Source organism: Ureibacillus sp. FSL W8-0352 (assembly GCF_038004345.1).
In the GTDB taxonomy this organism is placed as follows: Bacteria; Bacillota; Bacilli; order Bacillales_A; family Planococcaceae; genus Ureibacillus; species Ureibacillus thermosphaericus.
The window spans coordinates 1,055,266-1,079,209 of sequence record NZ_JBBOQT010000001.1; the positions used below are offsets into that span (position 1 = coordinate 1,055,266).

The following is a 23,944-nucleotide window of genomic DNA, read 5'->3' on the forward strand; positions in this document are numbered from 1 at the left end:
ATTGTTTCGTATCAAAATAGTTATTTTATGCATTTCATGACGATAGGATTGATGAATAAACTCTTAAATTTTTCTTTCCCATCGATAACGATTCATGCCAATTTGACACTTTCATCAGGACTCTTTATTATCATCATAGAGTATTAGGAAAGGTGACGTGCTTAAGATGAGACCACCATTAACAAATGGAGAGAGGGAGTCCCTTTTTCCATACGCTACAAAAGAACAACTCGATTTCATCATGAATAATATCAAACAAAGGTTTCGATCAAAATTCTTCAATAAGATGGCAGAGAAAAAAGTGACGCTCGTCCGTTCACAAGATATCACTTTGGAAGATATTGAAATCGATGCTAAGTACTGGGTTCTTGAAAATTATATTGACTACGGAAAAGGCAACTACTTGGGGCGATGTGCCTGCAATAGAAAATTAAGACGTGTGTTTACTGTAAAACATGAAGTGACTGGCAAAAGGATCGACTATGGCGAAGACCATTTTATGCAATTTCTCGGAATCGACAAAAAGATTTTATATGATATCATAAAAGACTTTTCCATTATTAATTTTGAACTTGATGAATTGCTTATAAAAATCAAAGAAAAACAATATGGCTACGATTTATTGGAAAGGGATTTTCACGGAATGGAATTGCCGGAAGATATACAAGCACATATCAACGCAAATGTTCCCTTATTGGACCGGCAAATTGATCGTTTGTCACGAAAATTGCGCGAATTGCAAAGAGAAACAAAGAAAAAAGAAGCAGAAGCCTTGACGAAAATGCTGGAAGAAGAAAATAAACGAATAATCGAACAAATGGAGCGGGAAAAAAGAAAATTGGAATCAATTGTTGAAAGAGTTCGTCAAAATCTCCCTCCAAAACCCGCAAAAGAAATGATTGCATATCAACTTATATTAAATGGCATTTCCAGTACCGTAGAAGTTTGCCACATATTAATTGATTATTTCAACCAAGATGGTACATTATCTGCCGGAATCCATAAAAGGCCAAGAATTCTGCCCTCGATTCTTCAATATCTCCTTAGCCAAGCTGAAAAAGGAAATTTAATACTAGTGGAAAAATTGGGAGTAGAGGATTGTATTTTTAAACCAAACGATTTCTCTATCCAATTTGAATTGGAAGAATTGGATGATGAAGATCATAAAGATCAAGGAGAAGAGCAACTTTCGTTATTTCTGTAACGTTCAACGAAGCTGAATCAAGCTAAAAATTAGAAAGGAACAGGTAAAGAATATTTATTTCAGCAAATTTATTCTATTGGGGGAGAATCATTTCTAATTACAATTTGGCAGTCAATTCGATGTCCAGAATCCATATCTATCTAAAAATAATTGGCGAATACGAATAGAGAAAGCAAATTCTAGAATAATTTAAATATTTGGATTAATAAACTTTCCAATAATTGCAATATTTTTATATTAGAAAACATTGTCATCATTCTTTATTGGTCATCAAATGATTGAATCCATATCCAATTTGTAACATTTGCTGAAAAATATTCTTTACACTATTAACCTAATTATCCATTAAATTTGTAATAATTGAAATACTGATATCATAATTGATGATTTTTATGTCATAAATGCCAAAATGATATACTACATTTATATATAGAATTTTATTGAAATTCCCTTTAATATTCATCATCAATATTCCATACACTATATCCAATCAGGAAAAATAATGACTATTTTTGTTTCTCAAACGAACTTTAACCAAGACATAAGAAAATCCCAATTAGGAATATTGTACCTAATTGGGAGCATATCAATTGCTATATCTCCCTTCTCTTTACGATTTATCGTTTGTCTTACGGTTCCTTTTATTTGCTACGTTGTGGTCAAATTCTCTTGCAATCTCTTCTGCCCTTTTTCTTCTATTATCCTTTTGGTTTCCTGTGTTTAAATTCATTTTTCGCTTCTTTTTCATTCTACTCACCTCCGTTGTCTTATTTTGTACAACTTTAGGGAAAATGCTTATGCCACAATCTAGAAAAGGGTGAAATTAATAGAAGGATGAAGTGCCAAATTACATATGGAATTTTAATAATCTTTTTATCGATACGATTTAGAAAAGAAAAATTAAATCCTAACTCTTTATATGCTCTTTTCTTATTTTTTCAGCATACATCATTTTATCTGTGTTTTTGAAGATTTTTTACATAAGTCCAATCGAATGGGGTGAAAATGCCCATCCTAATTGATAATTCAATCGGCAAAATAGGATTGCTTTGGTTATACTTATCAATTGCGCGCCGTATTTTTGAAAAAATGGTTTTGACATCCTTTTCAGTTGTATTTTCTATTAGAACGACAAATTTATCCCCGCCATATCTTGCTATGGTCTCTGAATACAGTTGATTTTTCAATAAATTCCCCATCTGTATTAATAATTTGTCACCATATGTATGACCAATGGAATCATTGATATGTTTCAAATTATCCAAATCACATATAATGATGCCAATGATCTGTTATCAAATGAATTTAGTTTTGCCTCTTGTTTCTCATAATAATTTCGATTAAAAAGTCCTGTTAGGCTATCATAATAACTAAGCTCTTCCAGTTTTTCTTCGAGAGCTTTTTGTACAGTAGTATCCCGGCTAAATACAACAATTTTTTCCAGCTCAACATTCTCGTTATAAAATTGAATGACCCGATCTTCGCAAACAAATGTATTGGCCATCTTTTGTTCTAAATCGTGATCGCAATGACTGGTTAAAATTGGAATTATTGGATATTTTGGAGTATTGCACATGTAAATCTTCTGGCCAATTTAATGAAATGATATGGAAGGAAATATAGTGTCGGTAACTATTGAAAACAAATTAATTGATGTTACGTTTTTAGGAAATATATTTATTTTCAATAATAATCTATACGATTCAAGTAAGAAATTTTTTATTAAACATCCAATTTTTAATTCACGAAAAAAATCCCTACAGCCAATATTGACTGTAAGGTTTTAAAAACGTCTCAAGAGGTGCTTGATCAAATCATATGTGTACAAACGATCAATTGAAGGTGTAAATTAAGACGTCACCACGACGCCCTGCCTTTCATAACCTTGCCGGTGATTGTGACAACATTGTCTTTTTCCATAATGTTCAATTCTACCTGTTCCCCAACATAGACAGGCGATTGGAATTGCAAATGGAATTCAGCTGGAAATTGCATAATTTCTAATTCATTGGCTAAAATGCCCCATACTTTCGCCAAAGATAGCATCCCATGGGCCATTTTTCCCGAAAAGCCGTGAGCCTTGGCATATTCATTGTCAAGATGAATCCGATTATAATCTTCTGACAACTCTGCATAACCTTCGATATCCTTTTCTGTCACTTCAAACTGTATTTTTTTCAATTACACCACCTGCTATTAAATGAGAGATTCCGTTAAAACAGAGATGATTCTGCTGATCAAATATTTCCAATTCCTGAAGAATAAATAGTTTATTATGACGGAATGAATGCTTTGATATTTTAACGGTACCGGTATAAATTTCATCCGCATACATGATTCTGTACAGCCGGCATTCCTGTTTCCTGAGAATGACCGGTTCGGAAAGCTTCCAAGGTAATTTAATGTGGCGGTAGGCAATCATCGCCATCGCCGGTGGCACAGGTATCCCTTTATACCCCTGCTCCAATGCCGCTTCCATATTGCGAAAAATCGGATTTTTCACTCCGGCTAATTCGGTATAACGAAGAACTTCTTCTTTTGTAAAACAAACTGCATAACTCTCCGATTTCAATTCATCACCTCATTTATTTAAGAGGTACTTTGATATAATATGTCCCTGTTCTTCTATGCCAACCATTTGGCCGCTCGGTGGACATAGTTCATTCCTGTTCTCCAATTGCTTCAAACAACATTGCCACCCCTACGCCTCCGCCACTGCCGATAGCAGCAAGGACATATCTAGTCCTTGGATGCCGTTGAACTTCATAAAATAATCTTGTTACTAAAACCGCACCCGATGCACCGTATGGGTGGCCAATCACAAGTGCACCACCATGAACATTTATTTTTTCCAATGGAATCGACAGCTCCTGAGTACAAGCAACAATTTTGGACGCAAACGCTTCATTTATTTCAATAAGATCAATATCATCAATCGTCAAAGCATTTCGTTCAAGCAATTCTTTGATCGCAGGCACCGGAGCAAATCCAGGGTAAAAAGGATGCACACCCGACACCTGGCTGTCGACATAACGAAGCAGAGGTTTATATCCAAGTTTTTCTGCCAGACCAGCTTCCATGACAAGAACTGCACTTGCACCATCATGAATTCCGCAGCTATTTGCCGCTGTTACCGTTCCATTTTTCACAAAAACGGGATTCGCCCGTTTCACTATCTTCTCCATATTACGTTTACGCTGCCATATTTCATCGCATTCCAAGCCGTCTACAGGAAAGATTTCCTCATCATAGATTCCATTGCTGTAAGCATTCCGGCTTCGCGTCCAGCTTAACAAAACATACTCATCCTGCATTTTTCTTGTAATGCCAAACTTCTCAGCTACATATTCCGCAGCCACTCCCATATCCGGATCCCCGATTCTCTCTGGTGAAAACCGGGCACGCTTCGGGAAGGGAGAGGTGCTGACGCTTTCAACTCCTCCTGCCATATAGCACGATCCGGCACCTGCACGAACAAAAAGACAAGCCATGCGAATGGCCTCAAGTCCTGCAGAACACTGACGGTCAATAGTGATTCCGGGCACGGAGAAGGGAAGACCTGCCTCTAAAGCTGATAAACGTGCGATATTGCCTCCAGGACCAACAACATTGCCAAGTATGACGTCATTAATCTTCCCCTTGATTCCCTTGGCTAAAAAAGAAAGAAGCGGCGCCGCTAATTGATGTGCCTGCAGATGACATAAAGCCCCGTTTTCGCGGGCAATCGGAGTTCTTTTCGCTGCAACAATTACCGCATCTCTCATGTTATCATTCTCCTTTCGCACCTACATCCCTTTACCGCGGCAGCTCATCCCTTTCTATCATGGGGTGTTTACAATCATTAATCGAAGTGGCATTCACCAGTCTTTTCTCCAGCAACCTCAGAAGCTCTTCACGGGCGATTTTCCCGCTGGTAGTCATAGGCATTTCTTCTGTAAAATACCATTTGCGCGGCACTTTATATGAAGCCAAATGCGTTTTGCAATACCGCTTTAATTCCAGTTCATATACATCTCCCTGTATAATACCTACCGCAATTTGCCCCCAATAGGGATCGCTTAATCCAACCACAGCCGCTTTTTCCACTTCCGGATGCTTCGTCAAAACAGCTTCGATTTCCTCAGGGAAAAGATTTATACCACCATACAAAATCATATTATTCTCCCGGCCCGCGACATAGAGATAACCTTCCTCGTCGATCCATCCCATATCATTGACCGTCACCCAACCTTGTTCATCTGCAATTGATTTCGCGTATCCACCCGGTTCTGTGATATAACCAATAAATGTCATAGGGCTGCGTACATAGATTTTCCCGATTTCTCCGACACCGGCAATTTCTCCATTATGGCGGCGAATCTGAACCTTCACATTATGAAACGGCCTGCCAACAGAATCCGGCTTTCTTTCATTATTAGAAAATGAAACAAAACTAAGCTCACCCGCACCATAAAACTCAAACAATATCAGGTTTGGAAACATTGAGCGGATTCTATTTCTCGTATGTACCTCTAATTTCGCCCCAGAAGAAATTAATTTCAACGGTTGCTTCACCGATGTGTTTTTTTTAAGAAGCGCCTCAGCCATCGTCGGAACAATATACACTACTGAAACCGGATGATCCCTGATAACTGAAAACATTTTTTCAGGGGAAAATTTGTCCAATACATACACGGTTCCACCGATAAACAAAGTACTCATCGCTCCAAATAACGAATGGGAATGAAAAAGCGGACCGGGAATCAGCACGTGGTCGTTTTCCTTGATGCCAAATTCACGGCGAGTGCACACAAAACTTTCTATCCAAGACAAGTGCGAACGGATAAAAGCCTTTGGCGAACCGGTTGAGCCTGATGTAAATCCAAGATAAAACGGAAGCGAATCGTCTAAATCCGGAAAGTTTTTCTTTGGCGGCATTTCCGCAATTTTTTCTTTGCATTCTTCCCAAATCAATACATTCTGATTAAACCCTATTTCTTTTGAAAAAAGATTTGTTGTAGTAATGATGACATCAGGTTGGGCAAGTTCAATACGTTTTTGCAGTTCTTCTTTCTTCCATTTTAAATCAAGGGGAACTGCCTTCCATCCGGCAGCAGCTGCCCCTGCAAAAACCTGCAAAAACGGAATTCCATTCGGCAAATGGATGCCAACTGTTTTATGATGGGAATCCATTGCCTGAAACCATGTGGCCGTTTTCCGCACCGCTTTATCCCATTCACGGTATGTTAAAACTCCATCTTTCGTTATTAGTGCAGCTTTATTGGGAAAAAGCTTTGCATGCTTTGAATAGGGTGAAGTAATCACACCTTATCCCTCCCTTACTTGTGCTGTAGACGGTTTAACAAAGTTTTGGGCAATAATCGGGTATTTCTGTAATTTGTAAACAAGGATTGAAGCAATCATTGCTTTTATGAAATCTCCCGGAATATAAACAAGACTCAATTTAATCGTTTCAAGTATTGGAAGGTTCATTACAAAAGCCTGCACAGGAATACCTGTTAAATAGACAGAAAAAATGCCAACCGTTAAATTTGTTGCGATAATATGTTTAAATTTCAACGTTTGAATTTTAGAAAAAATAAGGCCGATGTTAAAAGCAGCAATTACATATCCTATTAAATAGCCGCCACTCGGACCGAAAAAGACCCCAATTCCACCGCGTCCACCGGGTAAAAGCGGCATTCCTGCAGCTACGATCAATAAAAAGACAATGATGCTCAACGAACCAAGCCGAGCACCGAGTATACCTCCTGCCAAGATCACACCTAACGTTTGTAAAGTAATTGGTACAGGAGTGAACCCCAATGTAATAGGTGGAACCAATCCCAAAATTCCCATGATTCCCGCAAACAATGCAACATAAGTAATCTCTTTAATTTTCATTCTTACATCCCCTTTAGTAAACCAAAATATAAAATAGGTTGACATAAATTTACCTCGTAATCTACATTTATGTCAACCTATTTTTGGATTAAGTTTACTATTTTAGAGCAAAAATTTTTTTGAGGGAATTTAAGAATTCCTCATCACGTAAAGAGAGCTGAATATTTACTTTCAAATATATAATCCGTAGTAACTTTAGTATTATTGCGACTTACATTTGTATAAATTTTGGAATTATCCATTGAAAATAATTTTTTCTTAACTATCTGTTTTTGGCAATTAAAAAAATGCATGAAATGGCAATTAAATTTATTCGATATATTGAATAATTATTCGTATCTATAATCCCTTGACACGGATCCTCTGCGGGCATGATTTCTTGCAAAGGGGGCAAGCCATAATTATATTTGAACTTTGCAAGGCAAAGTAGCCTATCATGCCGGCCACTCCATGTAAAGCGTCAAATATGCAAAAATTTATGCATAACCTTAATTGCCAAACACTACAAAAATTAATTACCATCAACATCATATACATCTTCATAAGTCATACCTAATTTAATTTTACTATCATCTATTTCTGAGTTAAAAGGTATTGAATAACCTTGTTCCTCTAAGTATTTAACAGTACGATACATAAAAAGAATAACATGTTTATTATTGGAATGACCCAATTCATAACTCACAATAGAACCATCATGCAAATCAATAATGGCACTTAAATAGGCTTTTTTCCGTTCCCATATTTCAGCTCCGTTACATCTGTACACCATTTCATATTGGCTTTTCTGCAGTAAACTCGCGATTTAATCGATTTTCAGCTACGTGTTGAACAGGTGATTTCAAAAGCAATCCAAACCCTGAAACCTGATGAACATCCACTCGTACATAGCGATCGAGCATTCCAATATACGTCCAAAAATATAAGGAGATCATAGACGAGGCACAATGAACACAAAGTATGTCTCGTGTGGGTCAATGCATCGATAACGCTCCAATTGAATCCTTTTGGAGTAAATTCAAATGTGAACAATATCATTTGAATACCTATGATTCATATCAAGCACTGAAACAATCGATTGATGAATATATTTATTTCTATAACAATTTCCGTTATCAGAAAAAATTAAACGGCTTAAGTCCATTAGAATACAGGGCTCAAGCCGCTTAGTAACATTTTTATTTTTTACACTGTCTACTTGACACGGAGCAGTTCATTTTAGACAGCCTATATCTCTTTTTATTCTTTTGGCTCTAAATCTTCAATAGAATCTATATCCATATAGCTTGGTACCACTAATCCAACTTTTGCTCCAACCAAATTTTCGCCTAAATCGATTATATCGTCTTTGTATTGTTCATAAAACGATCTGTGCGTTTCAGGCAACCAAGGAGCAACTGAAGCATCCCCTTCCCCGTTAGCAATTGCTTGGAACATGATAATTGGATCTACTGGTGTGATCGTTACATCATAGCCAAGTTGCTCTAATACAAATTTTACAACATGACTTGATGCTTCTTCCGTTTCCCATGGAGTCGACACCAATTCAAATTTCTCACCGTTAACGGATTGTAAACCTTCCATCCACTCGTTTACTTTCTCTTGGTTTTGTTCTGCCCATTTTTTTGCAGCTTCTTCAAATGTAACTGTTTGGGCATCTAGCATCACTTGCTCCATATCTTCTGGTTCCCAGTAAAAGCGATCCAACATTTCATAAGCAGTTGGGTGTTCTTCTTTTAAGTCTTTTCTAACAATCGTATTAATATTTTCCACTTCACCGAATGTGCCTTTTGGATCTTCTAAATATTTCAAATCATAAGTTGCAAATTTCCAATGAGGATTCCAACCTGTCACAATAATGGGCTCCTCACTTTGAATGGCTTTATCTAACATCGTCAACATGCCAGCAGTTGAACTTTCTGAAACTTTCCATCCTTTTAGATTTTCATATTCATTTAACGCCATTTCTGTTAATTGCATCATTCCAGCACCCGGTTCTATACCCGTTATTGTATAATCGAGGGCTTGACTGATACTTACTTGCTCTTCATTGCTTTTAGTTCCCTGAGATGTGTTGTCGCCACAACCTGCTAATACTAAAGATGCGGCGACTCCAAATGTTGCACCAATCGTTTTCACATATTTCATCTTATCTACCCCTCCAAAATGAATATCATTTCGGTAGGTTGTTCAAATTCTATCCTATACGAAAAGTTTTATAATGCATTGCAACTGAATAAGCACACCAAACTTCAATTTAACGAATATTCAGATATAAAACTTTGTGATATACGTTGTAATGCCTGGTAAAACTTCTCATCAACTTATTTTTGCCCAACCGACCGATAGTGTAAAGTTAACATGATTTATATCTCATTACTAGGCATAGGGTTCCAATCGATTGGATTTCGTACTAATTTACTAAATTTAATTGATTTATTTTATATTTTTTCAAATATACCCATTTATTTAATATTCAACCACATTAGCATTGCATAAATATAGTTAGAATTTTCTGTTAATTAATTTTTGTGAATTTGTGCCAAAAAGACAAAACCTAAAGAAAGGTGGCACTGCCCATTTGGTAAATATATACAGTTAAACCAGAGCGACAACGACAAAAGGGAGATTATGGACTGGCTCGCCCATCAAATTTTCGCAACCAAACATAAGCTGGTTTCCACAGAGCTCTCTTTAACCAACGAGTAATTCGAAGTAGAGATTTCTTACTTTTCATCTCCAATTGAATGAGAACATGTAAGCAATACGTGATAAGGGCTAAGAAAATTTGATTTTGAATAGCTGTTTCACTCATTCCATAAAAGTGCTTAATTTCTACGTGTTGCTTGAGCCATTTGAAAAAGAGTTCAATAGCCCAGCGAGATCGGTAAATATCACTTATCTCTTCTGGTTTTAAATCAAATCGGTTGGTGATGAAACGAAGTAAGTTCCCTTTTGTGTCCATAACTTCTAGTAGACGAAAGACATTTTCAGTACGATTTTGTGTGGTACCAATGTAGACCATTTTATCGGATAGAACGTGACAATCATCAGGAAGTGAAAATGTATAGACTTCACGAATGACTGCGTTTTTCTTCAGTCTTGAAACGAAGAAATAGCCATCATCTGTCATCCGATCAAAACGTTCATAGTCCACATAACCGCGGTCAAACACATACATGGCTTCTTTATCATCCACTAGGACTTCGAGTTGATTTCGGTCATGTTCTTTTGCTGTCGTAATCACTGCTTTTTCAGGATAGACGGTGTCTTTATCCATGAAAACGAGCCGTAAGTGTAGCTTTACACCAGCTTTTGTTTTACGGAATTTTGCCCATTTATAATTGGTCAAATTCAACGGGAGTGTACTTGAATCAATGATTTTCAGTGGCATATTCTTTCCGGTTTTATAATGGTACCGTTGAATTTTCCAAACAAGATCCAAGAACAAATTTGCAAGAATTAGTGGGTTGATCTGATTGTTTTTTCGGGATAGCTGAGAGGCACTTATCGATTCAAATCCGAGTGCTTTTTGAAGATCTTCGTCTACAAGTGCATCACTCATTTCCTCTAAGCTCTTAAATTCGAGCAGCTGGGCTACCAATAAAAGTTTAATATAGGCTTCTGTTGTCAGCTTTTTTGTGTAATAGTCCTGTTTCAATTCTTTGACTTGTTCGCTAAGTTTTTGAATATTTATGGGTGAAACCCATTTACCAAATGATGAAATTAGTGTATTCTTGTCCATAACGTTTATCCTTTACGATTGGATTTGGACAGGAACCACCTGTACTTCCATTGTAAAGGATTTTTTTGTTTCGAAATCAATAAAAAATTGAACATTCTTAGTATTTTGAATCATCAGATTTAATTAGTGCAATGCTAGTGATTCAACCATGCAAAATGAAATGGTGATTTATAATCAAAAATCTCCCAATTAGGAATTAGTTCATTCATTACTTACCTAATTGGGAGAATGACTAAACGGTTTTGGTTACTGTTTATTACGATTTATCATTCGTCTTGCGGTTTCGTTTATTGGCAACATTGTGGTCAAATTCTCTCGCAAGCTCTTCTGCTCTTTTTCTTCTGTTATATTTTTGACTGCCTGAATTAAGATTCATTTTATTTTTCTTTTTCATCCTTTTCACCTCCGTTGTCTTATTTTGTACAACTTTAGGTGAAATTGCGTATGCCACAATTTAGCAACATCATTATTTTGAAATTGTTACTTCAAAAGAATCAAAGATGATTTCTTCATTATCATTGTAAAGTTTCGGTGTAATGATTAGTTCTTTTGTTCCGCTTTGAATGTTTGCAAACGTAAAAGACCCTTTCGCCGCGTGTTTCGTCGTACTGCCTGTCAAATTCGTAATCATTTCGTAAGTATTACCGAACTCGTCTTTCACATCAAAACCAGTCACATACGGCAAATTGTATAGCGCGTAATTGGACGGCATCTGAATCTTGTAATGAAGATTGATTGTATAGCCAGTTATATCAACTGAAGGAACAAAGATTGTAAAACCATTTTTCGAATCTCGATAATTGGCTTTTATTCCTTTCACATCAATCTTTTTTAAGTGAAATTCATAAGCCCAATCACCTTCAAAGTTTTCATTTGTATCATGATTCCAAACACTTCTAGGATTCCAAGTTAGTTTTACAGTGCGTGGCGATCGTCCATTTAATTCAGGTGTCAGCGTAATAACCCCAACATAAGATGTATCTGACCGTTTTTTCGTCCAAGTAACGGAAGAGCCTTCGATTTCTCCATTGATTTTAATAGGCTTATCAAAACTTGGATGTTCACCTAAATCTTTTTCCGCTTCCATTGCAAAGGTAAGCGTTACTGTCGTTCCGTCGTAAATTGCATCAACAATTTCAATTGTAATTCCATTGCTTTCTTGAATGGCACCAATTCCCGTTGCATAGTCTTCAAAATACTGAAATTGCGATGTCTCGCCTTTAAAATATTCGACAATTTGGTTCACTAATGGGATATGGGAAGCGATTGTTGGCGAGTAAAAGACTAAAGTTGAACCAATTCCTCCAGCAAGTAAACAAGATGCAACGATATATTTCATTGAATGGTTCTTTTTTTTCTGCAAAACAAATTGTAATACTTGTTTTTTCTCAAAACGGCTGACTTTTTCAGGCTCAATTTCATCCACATTTAATTGAAGCATTTTCTTTAATTCATCCATTCTTTTCACTCCCATCAGAAAGGATTTTTCCTAACTTTTTCTTCCCTCGATATAATCGATTTTCTACGGCAGATTTTGTAATTCCTAATGCATCTGCTATTTCTCCATTTGTAAGATCTAAGTAATATTTCATTAAAAATAGTTCACGTTCTGACTCAGGCAATAATTGCATTTTTAATAAAATCCTTTCTTTTTGTTCTTTGTTCAAATAAAGCAATTCCCCCGTTTCAAAATTTATTTGTTCATTGGAATGTTCCAATGAAACCACTTCCATCTTTTTCTGTTTTCGATATATGTCGATCGCTTTATATTTTGCAATTGTGCCAATCCATTTTTTTAATTCTTCTTCACTTCCCCTAAACTTGTCACTATTTTGCCAAACAGCTAAAAAAACATCATTTATACATTCATCAACCGCCCAGTTTCCACATGGTTGTTCTAAAATTTGTTTAGCGATGGCCTTTACATAAGGCATATATGTATCAATAACATAAGCAAGTGCTTTTTCATGTCTTAGCTTCAATTTCGAAATCACATCTTTCACTTGCTTCACTCCTTTCACTTATACCAACGAAAAAAGCTGAAAACACTCTCGTAAAAACAAAAAAACATATCCTCTTTCATGAGAGATATGTTTCATTATATAGAAAATGTTTTAACTTGAAGGAGGCTTTGTAATAAAATTCCGAACTGACCTAAAACTTTTGTAATTCTTCAATCCAAGTAATGATTCTCCGCGTACGTTGGATATTGAATGGAGGGTTTTTACTTTTAAAAAATTCCAATACTTCTTCTAATAAAGAAACATAATAAGATTTCTTCATTTTCCAAAACTCAAGCATTTTTGGAGGCAATCCTTTGCAATGGACAACTCCGCCAAACTGATCATGCCATTCATAATCCCCACGAAAAATTGCACGTCTGCCGTCCTGAAATAAAAATTCAACAATTTCATAACGTTCATATCGTTTTCTTTCAAGTTGTCGAACATCACAATCAAATAAAGCATCCATCCATTCTAGACTATGAATGCCGTACCAATAATATCCTGGCATCTTCTCTTGTAGTGGTAAAGGACCAAACCCATAGACAAATTCAACGTCATCCTTATGAATGCCTTTTAATAGTTCGCTAAATCTGAGACTTGAAGATGAAAATATAGGCGTTTCATATCGTGTAGCCAGCTCAACCATCCGATCAAAATTCTCTAACCCAATGGTAATGGGTTTATCAATGAATATGGGTTTCTGAAAGGAGACGATTTTTTCAAACCATTGCAAATGATTTCTTCCGTCAACCGTTATAATCCACCAAGCATCTACTTCTTCATTCAATGTCTGAACATCATCAAATTCTGGTATATGATAGGATAGTAATACATCTTTATATTTTTTGGCTCGGTCCCGACTAATCGGCAAATCTTCAGAATAGCTTTCAATAAAACCACTAAACTCCGCATCGTTTATATAAAAAGGATGATTTTCATCATGTAACATACTCGAAAATATTTCAACATGGGATGTATCATTACCGATTAATCCGATTTTCATAACTTGCCTCCTTAAAGACATAACATTGTCTAGGTCTACCTCTGCCATTTACTTTTTCTAAACCGAAAAACTCAATTAAATTGGAATCTAGCCAATTTGAAATAATGCGATTGGCAGTCCGTTTTGTAACGTTTAAATTAATGGCTACCTCATCTGATGTAAAATAATTTAAATTGTTTTTCAATAAATATTTCTTAATTGTTTCAATTTGCCTCGTTTGAAATTCTTTCTCATGATCTGTTAATTGATAAACGGTCGGTATATTAATAATAATTGGTCCGATGACATTACGTTCTTCATTGACGATAAACGCAATATTCGTTGAATGTTGTTGACATTGCTTTAATGCCACATCTGCATGGAAAACTGAAACAGGGATGGACATACCAAATCCTACCCCTAACATCACCTTTAACTCTTTATATTGATTGATTTCTTTAAAGATATTTAGAACTTTATAGCCTTCCGTTATTCGTTCAAAATCGCCTCGATAAGCAATGAAATGATATTCAGTTTCACTCACGGGAATAATATAGCCATACATATCATCAACAAATCGATAAAGGGCTTTTTCTAACTTATTTTTCACTCGTGCTTTTTTATTTAGCGATTGTACATTTTGCTCTTTAAATTCTATTAGAAATTTTCCGTATATCACTTGATTCTCTCTTTTTCTTCTTTGAGTCGAAGAAAGTAAAATTCGTTCAATGCAAACGATAATATCCTGTTGCGTCGGTTTCAGCCAAACGACTGGAAGATTATATTGTTTAAGGGCATCTTGCACTTTCTTAATTGAAGTAATAATTCCTACATTGGATTTCCCTTCAATTGCTTCAAGATGACGTTGTACTATTTTTTCATATCCCTCTACAATTCCTAAATGTTCAACAATTGTATAATCAATTCCTTCAATTTCACAGATCACGCTTTGTATATATTCTTTAGCTAATCCATCGATGCTAATAAATTGAATTGGATGATCTTTAATTAAGTAAAAAAGAGCTTCAAAAAAACCAGAACCTTTTAAAGGGATGTAATAGGATTCAATGGAATCATTTATATGATCTTTTACTAATAGGTAGGTTGTCCTGCTGGAATACAATATGCAATCGACTTTATTCATTAGCTCTTTTGTAAAAGTAATCGCATCGTAAATTTCATCGGAAAATCGATAGACTACTTCAATATTCGGAAACATTGAAAAACTTTTTTTGATTAGTTTTTCAATCCATGTTGGCCCAATAAAGCCTATTTTGATCATCCCATTCAACCTCCAAATAAAGAATAATCGAATGATTTAATCATAAACCATTCGATTACTATTTTCTTATACTGACTGCTTATTTAGAAAATTTTTTACAAATTCATCATCGTGAAGATGAGGGTACAATTTATAAACTTCATCAATTAATTCCAACTGTCCTTTGCTCAGCACTTCCCGTTCGCTTAAACATTTATTCGAGCGAATTAATCCTTGTCGACGCAATACTTCATTGATACCTGCAATACTTCCTTTAAAATGATTATGCGAATCGAAAAATGCTGCATTTGCATGGGTTATTTCTTGTGCAATCTTCATCCATTTGGAATGAATAACATCTTTTTCCCGTTCTTCTTTAATGCTACGGAATAGTTCCACAGCTTTTGAAGTCCAGACTGCCCAATGACCTAACAATCCGCCAGCGATTCGTTTCTTCCTGATTTCACCATCGACCTCCTCTTCAAATACTGCGAATAAATCATGAATTATTGAATCGTCATTGCCTGTATAAAGGGCAATCTCATTCCAACGGCTTGAGTGTAAGACCGCCCGTGCCACATCTATTGTTAAATACCTGTCGAAAGGAGCGACTTTAATTGCATAGGCATTCGGAATTTCACAAAACTGTTTCCAAAAATCAGTCGTAAATATACGGCCACCAACTGCTGGCTGTAAATAAAATCCTATAATTGGAATAATAGATGCAATTTCCCTTGCTCGTTGCAACAATTCTTCTTCAGTATAATGAAATAGCCCATTATTGCTTAATAATACAAGATCATATCCAATTTCTTTTGCAAATTGTGCTTCTTTTATCGCTTGCTCTATTTCCCCACTGACCCCTGCAATTTTAATAAAATCCGATTTTGCATGAGCAGAAATTTCCTCTATAGCTGTTTTTAATACTTGTTGATAAAACTCGAAAACTTGGTGAATCTCAAACTGTGTCGTATGAACTCCAACCGCTACACCATCTACCCCCGACTCGATATAATATCGTGTCAATAGACGTTGCGATTCTTCATCAAAAGATTTATCATCAAATAATGCTAATGGGTGAGCAGGTATAAATGCGCCATCCATTAATTTTTCTTTTACCACATCTCTTAACATTAAAACTGCCCCTTTCGCTCTTGGAAATGGCTCGGTTTATTGAGAAGCTCACCATTATGTTGAATCCAATCGGCAATTAATTGAATCATTTCTTTTACAGAAACGGATGGATAACCAAAAGTTTGATGTGCTTTCGACGCATTGCTTAATAATGCTGTATCCGCTTCTTCACCAACGATGTTAGCTTCTTTCCCAAAGATTTTGGCAAATTCATTTGCTAACCAACGTACCGATAACAATTCAGGTCCCGTCACATTAAAAATTGTCGGAGGTGTAGAAGCATGTATTAATGACCGAATCGCAAACTCATTGGCATCACCTTGCCAAATGACATTTACATGCCCCATCGTTACATCTATCGGTTGATTATGATAAACCGCTTTTGCAATTTCCACTAACACGCCATAACGAAGATCAATTGCGTAATTTAGCCGAAAAATGGACATCTTCGTTTGATTTTTATGAGAAAAATACGTAAATACTCTTTCTCTTCCTAAAGTCGATTGACCATACTCTCCCACCGGATTAGGTGTAACCGACTCATCACAGCCACCCGTTTTTACTTCTGTTAGCGGATAGACATTCCCTGTAGAAAATACGACGATTCTTGAATCTTTATAATGCTCGGCAACACGACCTGGCAAGTAACTGTTCATCGCCCAAGTAAAATGTTCGTTTCCAACGGTTCCAAATTTATTTCCCGCCATAAAAATGACATTTTCGACCTTAGGTAGTTGCTGAAGCTCTGAATCATTTAATAAATCACAAGCAATTGTTTCAATGCCTTTCGAATTTAGTTTTGTTTCTAAATCTTGATTAGAAAATCTTGAAACACCGATTACTCGCTGATTTGTCCCCGCTTCGTTAATCGCATTTTTTAATAGATAGGCTAGAGTAGGCCCCATTTTCCCTCCAACCCCAAGGATGATAAAATCACCCTTTAACTTTTTCACATCCTCAATTAATGCTTTTGTTGGAGTAGACATAAATTCTTCAAGTTGTTCAACTGTTGCAATCATTGCTTTTCCTCCTAAGATAAGAATATATTTTTGAAGTTATTAAATGCTAAATAAATGAGTAGCAATAACCCAATAATACCGAGTACATTACTTAACAATTTATTTTTCAAGTCCCCCATAATTTCTTTGGAGTTGGCGATTACTAAAATGGCAATTGCGATAAACGGAACTACAAAAATCGTCACACCTTGAGCAAAGGTAATTAAGTTCACAGGGTTTCCGTCAAAAATTAATGCAATAAACGAACCAAACAGCATTACAATAATGATGGCGATTTTCACTTTCATCGATGATAATTGATGCCCTAACCCCAGACCATCAGCCAGTAGCCCGCCTCCAATTGTGGCATTTCCTATTAATGATGAATAGGAAGCACCGAATAAACCGAGTACAAAAATAAACACTGCAAAACTACCAAATGATGGTTTTAAAATACCCGCCATTTCAATAGCATTGTTCACCAAAATTCCTTCAGGCTTTAATACAGTTGCAGCAGTAATCATAATTAAGAACGAAATAAATCCTAATAAGAAAATCCCGAAAATTGCTTCAAATTTGCTCTCTTGAACCTCTTTTCGAGCAACTCCTTTTTCACGAACTAAATACGATTGATAGAGAGCCCCTACGACTGAGAATGAAGTTGCAATTAAACCAATCACTAGCGCCATACTACCTTCAGGGAATCTAGGTACAAATCCGCTAAAAATGTCCACAATAGAAGGTTTTACGATGATTAACGTAATTAAGAAGGCGAGTAACATCAAAGTGACTAAAGCCAACATCAATTTTTCCAGCACTTTATAAAATTGAGATAAAAATAATAAAGCTACGCCAAGTAAAGTACCTACAATAATCCAAATTTTTGAGCTGATGCCAGTAATCGCTTCAACCGCAATCCCCGTTCCAATTGCATTTCCTGCTTGGAATGAAGAACAAACTAAAAACGAACCAATTCCAATAATGCCCCCTGCCCATTTCCCCCATTTTTCTTTCACTAGATTAATAAACGTATCTTTTCCGGCAATCCCAATTCTTGCTGCCATTTCTGTATAACAGGCCATTAAGATGACAGCGACAATGATAGACCACACTAATTCGGTTCCATAAATTGCGCCAATTTTTGAGTTTAATGTGATGGAACCTGGCCCTAATACAAGTGCCGAAGTAATAAGACCAGGACCTAAAATTTTCAAAAATTTCAAAAACCCATTTCCTCCATTTTGATGATTCCCAGAGATTGAAGCATTTACCTCTTTGTCCTTCATCACCATTTCTTCCATCCCCCTTTTATTCAGAATTTTCTTTAATTTAATTTTATTGAAAATCTTAGTCCTCGAACATGACCTAAAATTGTCCTTAAATCAATAGTAGAATTTCTTTGATTTTATAAGCACTTTAATGAATTCAGATGAACAGGCTCGGAGACTTTTGCGGATACCATCAATCGAGTAGGAGGGAGCGATTAACTCCCGTCCTCTCACACCACCGTACGTACGGTTCCGTATACGGCGGTTCAATTAAGATGATTGACGCAAGTCTTTATATAACTTCCGTGAATAGCTGTTCTCTTTATGCCAGTGGTCACTCCACCCTCCAAGAGGTCTTCCACGGGATTCACCGCTTCCTTCCTCAAGTGAGGTACTACGTTTTCTGTGTTCATCATGACTCACTGAATGCCAAGGGCTATTCTCTCTTAATTGTTCGGTCCTTCTCAGTTGTTCTAGACCAACTAATACTATGACCTCTGCTGACTTCTGACGGTTCAGCTACTTATCACTAAGTAGGTTATGAAGCGTACTTCACCTATCCGCCAGACCTCCCCGGGTAAGTACATGCACTTTCACACCATCTATCCGCCTCATTTACTCGATATGACCTTCGACAGAAAGAGCTTTGTTTTGTTTCGCAAACTCACTCAATCATACCTAGCCTTATATGAGGTTCGTGTTCCTCGGACCGGTGTTTTGCCTCCAGCTTCCTTCAGATTCCGCGTCACCACGGACACCCTTGCTCTTGGCTAACCTCTACTTCTGTCTTCGGGGTTCGGGACTTACACCCTATAGTTCATGTACATGCCGGGCGCACGAAAAAAATGCACAACGAGCAAGATACTCATTGTGCATTTACGTAAAACAATTGCATCCATTCAAATCATATTATGTTGTAAGTTAATCATCCATCTTCATTTGTATCATTTCACCTGTTGTCCCATCGATTTTAATATCGATGTCTTGTGTTTGATTTTTATACTCAATAATATATAGATAGCGTGAATCCTGTAATAATTAGTTTTTTAATCATTTCTATACTCTCCTTAATGGCATATTTCGTATTTATATGTTGAACAATTCTGTGATAAACATACAGTTTTGTAATTCTGTTGTTAAATTGTGAAGGCCTTCCTTGAATTCACTATTGCGACTTTTGCTATTTTCTAGGAAATAAACTTTTTTAATAAAATTAAATAGTCTTAAATTGCAATATTAAATGCAACGCTTTTTGAAATACTTGTTAAACCGTGTTAGATTAAGGATCTAAGCTTTGTTTAGTGTTACTGGGACTATTAAATGGGCAACTTTAGGTAATGTCAAAAAATCTATGAAAACTTAGTTTTGGAGGGATGTGATCTAGCGAAACTAGAGGAAATGCCGCCGCAATCGCTCTTGACAAACACGTCAATGGTTTGATTTCGAACCAACAAGGGCGAAGGGAACAAAAAGAAGGCACACCAAAGAAGCCCTTGCCAATTCCCATTTTAAACCATTGACTGGTTCGGTTTGTCAAGAGTTCGCTTCGCCGATGCTGGTAAGGGCTCTGCTAAACAAAAAGTTAGGCAGTTTGCTCTACTAGCCATTGTTGAGCTAAACCAATCAGTTTTGTCCAACGTGCAGGCATATTCGGCAGTCCTTTTAGCTCTGGAATAACTACAGGCACTTTGCCTTCCAGGGCTGAATGTGGCCGCAAGAAATTAAAATAAGCCACAAACAAAGTCACATAAGAAACGGATCCGTGATCGGATCCAAATCCGTGTGTCGATCTGTAATTGCCCTTAAATGTTCGATTCAGTCTTTCAATAATTTGTTTTAGCGGTCTGTATTCCGTTGAAACCTGGTCTTCGTTGGTTAGTCCAATGACCTGCTTCACATCAAACGTAATACCGTGCTGGGCAAAAAAGTGTTGTGCTAAAAGGTAAATCGGATTGCCATCTACGACAAAGGTGAGGTCTTCCGGGATCTCTTTCATCTTCCATAAGGCCTCATCAATCGCACGAATGGCTGATACCGTATCACGATTTGGAGAAACAGGGTAGGACAGAATAATTTTCTTTACCGCATCAAAAAAGAAAAAAAGATAATGCCAACGACCATTCACCTTAATGTATGTTTCGTCTCCGCAGAATTGATCAGAAAGCTCGTAAGGATAATGATCCACATAAGGTTTGAGAAGAAGTGCTACGCTGTTTTCGTAATTCAATATACTCTGGTGAGAGATGGGTACGCCATGAACATCCTTCATCAGTGCAGCTGTTTTCCGAGCCGATAAGCCATAGTTTACATGGTAGGTTAAAATGAGCCCCAATGTGTGCGGTGACACATGAAGCCTGGACAAATCCACTTTTGGCTTCTTAGGTGAATGTTTGGCTAACGGCTGATAATCAATTTGAAACTGACGGAATATGTATCGAACTTTAAAAGACGGAGGATCCTTTTCGAACTGCTTTTTCTCTTTTTTAGACATTCCTTGCAGTTTCTTTTTGTAATACGGACAGTCATTGTTTTTGCACTTAAATACGAGAAAATCTTTTCTTTCCTTGATCTTCTCGAGTGTTTTCGAACAGTGTGGACATTTTAGTATAGCCTCCTTGGCATATTGATTCTTTTTATTAAACAGACACGCACACACCTTGCATTGATACTGTCCTTTACCTCCGTTATTGGCATAAAGATAATCTGACGGAGCACCACACCTTGGACATTTCATGGATGAAGGTACTTTACCTTTTGAATTGGAACGCCTCTGAACAGGTTTGAGAGGTTTCCCGTTCTTCTCCAAATATTCTTTGAGAAGAATTTGATAATCGAGCTTTTGTAGAGTTTCAATGATTGGCAGCTCATCCACCTGGAGTTTTTGATAAGGCTTATTGACAGGCTTTTCAGTTGGCTTATCAAACATGTTTTTTCCAATCAGAAGGGTAAGTAATGTTCGAATCATTTGATCTTGGTACTTGATATATTCAAGCAAATAGGTTAATAATTGAGGTAACAACTTGTCACTTCCTTTATTAGGGATTTTTGAGTGTGTGGTTACCTCATAAATACCCTAATTTTAAGGGGGTGGCAAGTTTTTTTTATATAAAACTAGTTATATCAACAAAAACGTAAGTTTTTATTAAGTAATTTTTGACAATACGCAACTTTACATGGAGGGGCAGGCATGATAGCCTTGTAGGCACAGTCAGCTCCCTATCAGCTGGCTTCCTGGCTGGGAATCATGCCTGCTGGAGGCTCCATGTCAAGTTGCTAAAGCCGTTATTCAGATTATAAAGAAGCCAAACGGGAAAGTTCTTCCTGGAAACATTCTTCTGGAGTCTTATAACCCAGAATCCTCCGAGGTAGGCTGTTACACCAGTTTTCTGCATAGGTAATGGTCACATCGGATACAGAAGAAATGGCTTTTCCTTTTGGAATAAAACGTCGAATGAGACCGTTATGTCTCTCGTTTGTCCCTCTTTCACTAGAGCAATAGGGATGTGTGAAATAAACGGTTGTCTTCTCATCTTGGACGGATAGGCTTAGCTCCGCAAATTCAGAACCATTATCTGAGGTAATGGTTTTCAAAATTTGATGAAATGAAGAGGCTGGGACAAAACCCCCTCTAAAATGGAAACAGCTCATGAAATTTTGGAATGAAATTTCATGAGCTGTTCTTCATTTTTTCAATAAAAAATAAGGACCTCTTCTGTTAAAATTAAGTTACCACCAAAACTAACAGAAAGAAGGGTCCTTATGTTTAAATATTATAACATGAATCAATTAGTTTTACCTCTAGATTTAGAAATAAAATTACAAGAAAATGATATTGCCTTCCATATTCACCATTTAGTTGAAAGTATTCCAGATGAAGCCTTCCAGCCGTTTCTTCGAAATACAGGTTGTCCTGCTTATCATCCACGCATGATGCTAAAAATTATTTTGTGTGCCTATTCGCAGTCTGTCTTTTCAGGTCGAAAAATTGAAGCGCTATTAAAGGACAGTATACGAATGATGTGGTTGGCACAAGGATATGAACCAAGTTATCGGACGATCAATCGTTTTCGTGTGCATCCGGAAGTAAAAGAATTAATTCGTCAATGTTTTGTCCAATTCCGTTGCCAACTGGTGGAAGAAAAGTTAATCGATCAAGAAGCCATTTTTATCGATGGTACGAAGATTGAAGCGAATGCCAATAAATTTACTTTCGTATGGAAGAAATCCATTGAAAAATACAACCAAAACTTAATTGAAAAGTCCAATCAGTTATACAACGAACTATTAGAAAAAGAAATCATCCCTGAAATGGAGCGGGAAAATGAGGGAGAACTGTCCGTAGAAGAACTCGCTCAAATGGTGCAACAAGTCGATGAAGTCATTAAGGAATATGACCAAAAGATAGAAACATCGCCCGATGCCACAGAACGAAAAGCATTAAGAAGCGAACGAAAATATCCAAAACAAGCGTACAAACAATTAATAGACTTCATTCTACGAAAACAAAAATACCAAAAAGACTTGGACATCTTGGGGGAACGGAACAGTTATTCCAAAACAGATCAAGATGCGACGTTCATGCGAATGAAAGACGACTATATGAAAAACGGTCAATTGAAAGCTGGATACAATGTACAAATCGCAACAGAAGGTCAATACGCACTAGCTTATAGCATCTTTCCAAATCCTACTGATACACGTACATTAATTCCGTTCTTGAATAAGATAGAAAAGGATTATTTTCCGTTACCAAAGTATATTGTCGCAGATGCTGGTTATGGTAGTGAACAAAACTATGAAGACATCCTTTCGAATCGAAAATGTGAGGCACTCATTCCATATACCATGTATGAGAAAGAACAAAAGAAGAAATATAAACAAAATCCATTTCATCCAGACAATTGGATGTACGACGAAGAAAGTGATACCTACATTTGTCCAAATCAGCAGCGAGTAACCTTCCGTTATCGTTCTGTACGTACAGATAAGACTGGTTTCAAACGAGAATTGAAAATCTATGAATGTGAAAACTGTTCAGGATGTCCATTTCGTTCATCATGCACAAAAGCAAAGGAAGGCAATCACCGAAAGGTCATGGTGAATGAAAAATGGGAACAACAAAAAGAATATGTAAGAGCGAAGCTTTCAGAAGAAAAAGCTGGTTCTATTTTCCGTCAACGTAAAATAGACGTAGAACCAGTTTTTGGATTCTTGAAGGCTAATTTGCGTTTCACTCGATTTTCCGTTCGAGGAAAATCGAAAGTGGAAAATGAAATGGGCATTGCCTTAATGGCCGTGAATTTACGAAAATACACGGCCAACAAAGATCAACTAACAAAAAATAATGGGTATAAATGGAAAAAGGAGAATTTGAGCCAACTCAAATTCTCCTTTTTCCTATCTAGAAGCTAGTTTTGTCCCAGCCCCGATGCTTATGATAGAGGTAAACTATAGCGTGAACGG

23 protein-coding genes and 2 pseudogenes are annotated in these 23,944 nt (G+C 36.7%); 3 read left to right on the forward strand and 22 right to left on the reverse strand.

Annotation, left to right across the window (positions count from 1 at the left end):
* Window positions 1-166: 166 nt before the first annotated feature.
* On the forward strand, window positions 167-1,204 hold the full coding sequence (locus tag NST98_RS05330; RefSeq protein WP_340434783.1) for a hypothetical protein: 1,038 nt from the start codon (window positions 167-169) through the stop codon (window positions 1,202-1,204).
* Window positions 1,205-1,814: 610 nt separating this feature from the next.
* Here NST98_RS05330 and NST98_RS05335 read toward each other — a convergent pair.
* From NST98_RS05335 to NST98_RS05375, 9 genes and pseudogenes are all read right to left on the reverse strand, one after another.
* On the reverse strand, window positions 1,815-1,952 hold the full coding sequence (locus NST98_RS05335; protein WP_340434785.1) for a hypothetical protein: 138 nt from the start codon (window positions 1,950-1,952) through the stop codon (window positions 1,815-1,817).
* A gap of 205 nt (window positions 1,953-2,157) precedes the next feature.
* A complete protein-coding gene (locus tag NST98_RS05340) occupies window positions 2,158-2,469 on the reverse strand; it encodes a GGDEF domain-containing protein (RefSeq protein WP_340714621.1) in 312 nt (103 codons plus the stop codon).
* Complete coding sequence (locus NST98_RS05345) at window positions 2,457-2,708, reverse strand: hypothetical protein (RefSeq protein ID WP_340714622.1); 252 nt, start codon at window positions 2,706-2,708, stop codon at window positions 2,457-2,459. Before NST98_RS05345 ends, NST98_RS05340 begins: the two co-directional genes overlap by 13 nt.
* A gap of 353 nt (window positions 2,709-3,061) precedes the next feature.
* The gene (locus NST98_RS05350) at window positions 3,062-3,364 is read right to left on the reverse strand and encodes a MaoC/PaaZ C-terminal domain-containing protein (RefSeq protein ID WP_340714623.1); all 303 of its coding nucleotides are present in this window, start codon (window positions 3,362-3,364) and stop codon (window positions 3,062-3,064) included.
* 1 nt (window position 3,365) lies between these two features.
* Entirely contained in the window at window positions 3,366-3,776 is a 411-nt protein-coding gene (locus NST98_RS05355) for a hypothetical protein (RefSeq protein ID WP_340705327.1), read from the reverse strand.
* Between the two features lie 88 nt (window positions 3,777-3,864).
* Entirely contained in the window at window positions 3,865-4,968 is a 1,104-nt protein-coding gene (locus NST98_RS05360; protein ID WP_340714624.1) for an acetyl-CoA C-acyltransferase, read from the reverse strand.
* A gap of 31 nt (window positions 4,969-4,999) precedes the next feature.
* A complete protein-coding gene (locus NST98_RS05365; protein ID WP_340714625.1) occupies window positions 5,000-6,508 on the reverse strand; it encodes an AMP-binding protein in 1,509 nt (502 codons plus the stop codon).
* A 3-nt stretch (window positions 6,509-6,511) separates the two neighbouring features.
* Complete coding sequence (locus tag NST98_RS05370) at window positions 6,512-7,087, reverse strand: biotin transporter BioY (protein ID WP_340714626.1); 576 nt, start codon at window positions 7,085-7,087, stop codon at window positions 6,512-6,514.
* 643 nt (window positions 7,088-7,730) lie between these two features.
* Window positions 7,731-7,929, reverse strand: a pseudogene (locus NST98_RS05375) (IS3-like element ISEnfa5 family transposase); the annotation flags it as partial.
* Window positions 7,930-8,047: 118 nt separating this feature from the next.
* Here NST98_RS05375 and NST98_RS05380 point away from each other — a divergent pair.
* A complete protein-coding gene (locus tag NST98_RS05380) occupies window positions 8,048-8,257 on the forward strand; it encodes an IS3 family transposase (RefSeq protein ID WP_340714627.1) in 210 nt (69 codons plus the stop codon).
* Between the two features lie 69 nt (window positions 8,258-8,326).
* Here the strand turns inward: NST98_RS05380 and NST98_RS05385 are convergent, their stop codons facing one another.
* From NST98_RS05385 to NST98_RS05445, 13 genes and pseudogenes are all read right to left on the reverse strand, one after another.
* Window positions 8,327-9,235 carry a glycine betaine ABC transporter substrate-binding protein gene (locus tag NST98_RS05385; protein WP_340714628.1) on the reverse strand — a complete coding sequence of 303 codons (909 nt, stop codon included), beginning with the start codon at window positions 9,233-9,235 and terminating at the stop codon, window positions 8,327-8,329.
* A gap of 481 nt (window positions 9,236-9,716) precedes the next feature.
* Window positions 9,717-10,832, reverse strand: coding sequence for an IS4 family transposase (locus NST98_RS05390; protein ID WP_096549683.1), 1,116 nt, complete (start codon window positions 10,830-10,832; stop codon window positions 9,717-9,719).
* Between the two features lie 256 nt (window positions 10,833-11,088).
* On the reverse strand, window positions 11,089-11,226 hold the full coding sequence (locus NST98_RS05395) for a hypothetical protein (RefSeq protein ID WP_016837218.1): 138 nt from the start codon (window positions 11,224-11,226) through the stop codon (window positions 11,089-11,091).
* A gap of 72 nt (window positions 11,227-11,298) precedes the next feature.
* Window positions 11,299-12,306, reverse strand: a complete 1,008-nt coding sequence (locus tag NST98_RS05400) for a DUF4179 domain-containing protein (RefSeq protein WP_340714629.1) — start codon at window positions 12,304-12,306, stop codon at window positions 11,299-11,301.
* Window positions 12,284-12,835: a sigma-70 family RNA polymerase sigma factor gene (locus tag NST98_RS05405; protein WP_016837216.1), complete on the reverse strand. Its 552-nt coding sequence runs from the start codon at window positions 12,833-12,835 to the stop codon at window positions 12,284-12,286. The genes NST98_RS05400 and NST98_RS05405 overlap by 23 nt, the downstream gene beginning before the upstream one ends.
* 151 nt (window positions 12,836-12,986) lie before the next feature.
* Window positions 12,987-13,841: a Gfo/Idh/MocA family oxidoreductase gene (locus NST98_RS05410; protein WP_340714630.1), complete on the reverse strand. Its 855-nt coding sequence runs from the start codon at window positions 13,839-13,841 to the stop codon at window positions 12,987-12,989.
* Window positions 13,819-15,102, reverse strand: coding sequence for a hypothetical protein (locus tag NST98_RS05415; protein WP_340714631.1), 1,284 nt, complete (start codon window positions 15,100-15,102; stop codon window positions 13,819-13,821). The genes NST98_RS05410 and NST98_RS05415 overlap by 23 nt, the downstream gene beginning before the upstream one ends.
* Window positions 15,103-15,168: 66 nt before the next feature.
* Window positions 15,169-16,215: a dihydrodipicolinate synthase family protein gene (locus NST98_RS05420; protein WP_340714632.1), complete on the reverse strand. Its 1,047-nt coding sequence runs from the start codon at window positions 16,213-16,215 to the stop codon at window positions 15,169-15,171.
* Window positions 16,215-17,231 (reverse strand): NAD-dependent epimerase/dehydratase family protein, encoded by a 1,017-nt coding sequence (locus tag NST98_RS05425; RefSeq protein ID WP_340715678.1) that lies wholly within the window; start codon window positions 17,229-17,231, stop codon window positions 16,215-16,217. Before NST98_RS05425 ends, NST98_RS05420 begins: the two co-directional genes overlap by 1 nt.
* 14 nt (window positions 17,232-17,245) lie before the next feature.
* Complete coding sequence (locus NST98_RS05430; protein WP_340714633.1) at window positions 17,246-18,514, reverse strand: Nramp family divalent metal transporter; 1,269 nt, start codon at window positions 18,512-18,514, stop codon at window positions 17,246-17,248.
* Between the two features lie 233 nt (window positions 18,515-18,747).
* The gene (locus NST98_RS05435; protein ID WP_340714173.1) at window positions 18,748-18,897 is read right to left on the reverse strand and encodes a hypothetical protein; all 150 of its coding nucleotides are present in this window, start codon (window positions 18,895-18,897) and stop codon (window positions 18,748-18,750) included.
* Between the two features lie 1,166 nt (window positions 18,898-20,063).
* Entirely contained in the window at window positions 20,064-21,500 is a 1,437-nt protein-coding gene (locus tag NST98_RS05440) for a DDE-type integrase/transposase/recombinase (RefSeq protein ID WP_340714634.1), read from the reverse strand.
* Between the two features lie 272 nt (window positions 21,501-21,772).
* Window positions 21,773-22,075: pseudogene (locus tag NST98_RS05445) on the reverse strand (IS30 family transposase); the annotation flags it as partial.
* A 165-nt stretch (window positions 22,076-22,240) separates the two neighbouring features.
* Between NST98_RS05445 and NST98_RS05450 the strand changes: the two are divergent.
* On the forward strand, window positions 22,241-23,893 hold the full coding sequence (locus tag NST98_RS05450) for an IS1182 family transposase (protein ID WP_340714120.1): 1,653 nt from the start codon (window positions 22,241-22,243) through the stop codon (window positions 23,891-23,893).
* The last annotated feature ends 51 nt before the right edge of the window (window positions 23,894-23,944 follow it).

Coding starts and splice junctions, on each gene's coding strand:
- NST98_RS05330 (WP_340434783.1), top strand. CDS start 167: ATGAGACCACCATTAACAAATGGAGAGAGGGAGTCCCTTTTTCCATAC.
- NST98_RS05335 (WP_340434785.1), bottom strand. CDS start 1,952: ATGAAAAAGAAGCGAAAAATGAATTTAAACACAGGAAACCAAAAGGAT.
- NST98_RS05345 (WP_340714622.1), bottom strand. CDS start 2,708: ATGGCCAATACATTTGTTTGCGAAGATCGGGTCATTCAATTTTATAAC.
- NST98_RS05360 (WP_340714624.1), bottom strand. CDS start 4,968: ATGAGAGATGCGGTAATTGTTGCAGCGAAAAGAACTCCGATTGCCCGC.
- NST98_RS05370 (WP_340714626.1), bottom strand. CDS start 7,087: ATGAAAATTAAAGAGATTACTTATGTTGCATTGTTTGCGGGAATCATG.
- NST98_RS05380 (WP_340714627.1), top strand. CDS start 8,048: ATGTCTCGTGTGGGTCAATGCATCGATAACGCTCCAATTGAATCCTTT.
- NST98_RS05385 (WP_340714628.1), bottom strand. CDS start 9,235: ATGAAATATGTGAAAACGATTGGTGCAACATTTGGAGTCGCCGCATCT.
- NST98_RS05390 (WP_096549683.1), bottom strand. CDS start 10,832: ATGGACAAGAATACACTAATTTCATCATTTGGTAAATGGGTTTCACCC.
- NST98_RS05395 (WP_016837218.1), bottom strand. CDS start 11,226: ATGAAAAAGAAAAATAAAATGAATCTTAATTCAGGCAGTCAAAAATAT.
- NST98_RS05400 (WP_340714629.1), bottom strand. CDS start 12,306: ATGGGAGTGAAAAGAATGGATGAATTAAAGAAAATGCTTCAATTAAAT.
- NST98_RS05410 (WP_340714630.1), bottom strand. CDS start 13,841: ATGAAAATCGGATTAATCGGTAATGATACATCCCATGTTGAAATATTT.
- NST98_RS05415 (WP_340714631.1), bottom strand. CDS start 15,102: ATGATCAAAATAGGCTTTATTGGGCCAACATGGATTGAAAAACTAATC.
- NST98_RS05420 (WP_340714632.1), bottom strand. CDS start 16,215: ATGTTAAGAGATGTGGTAAAAGAAAAATTAATGGATGGCGCATTTATA.
- NST98_RS05430 (WP_340714633.1), bottom strand. CDS start 18,514: ATGGAAGAAATGGTGATGAAGGACAAAGAGGTAAATGCTTCAATCTCT.
- NST98_RS05435 (WP_340714173.1), bottom strand. CDS start 18,897: ATGATGAACACAGAAAACGTAGTACCTCACTTGAGGAAGGAAGCGGTG.
- NST98_RS05450 (WP_340714120.1), top strand. CDS start 22,241: ATGTTTAAATATTATAACATGAATCAATTAGTTTTACCTCTAGATTTA.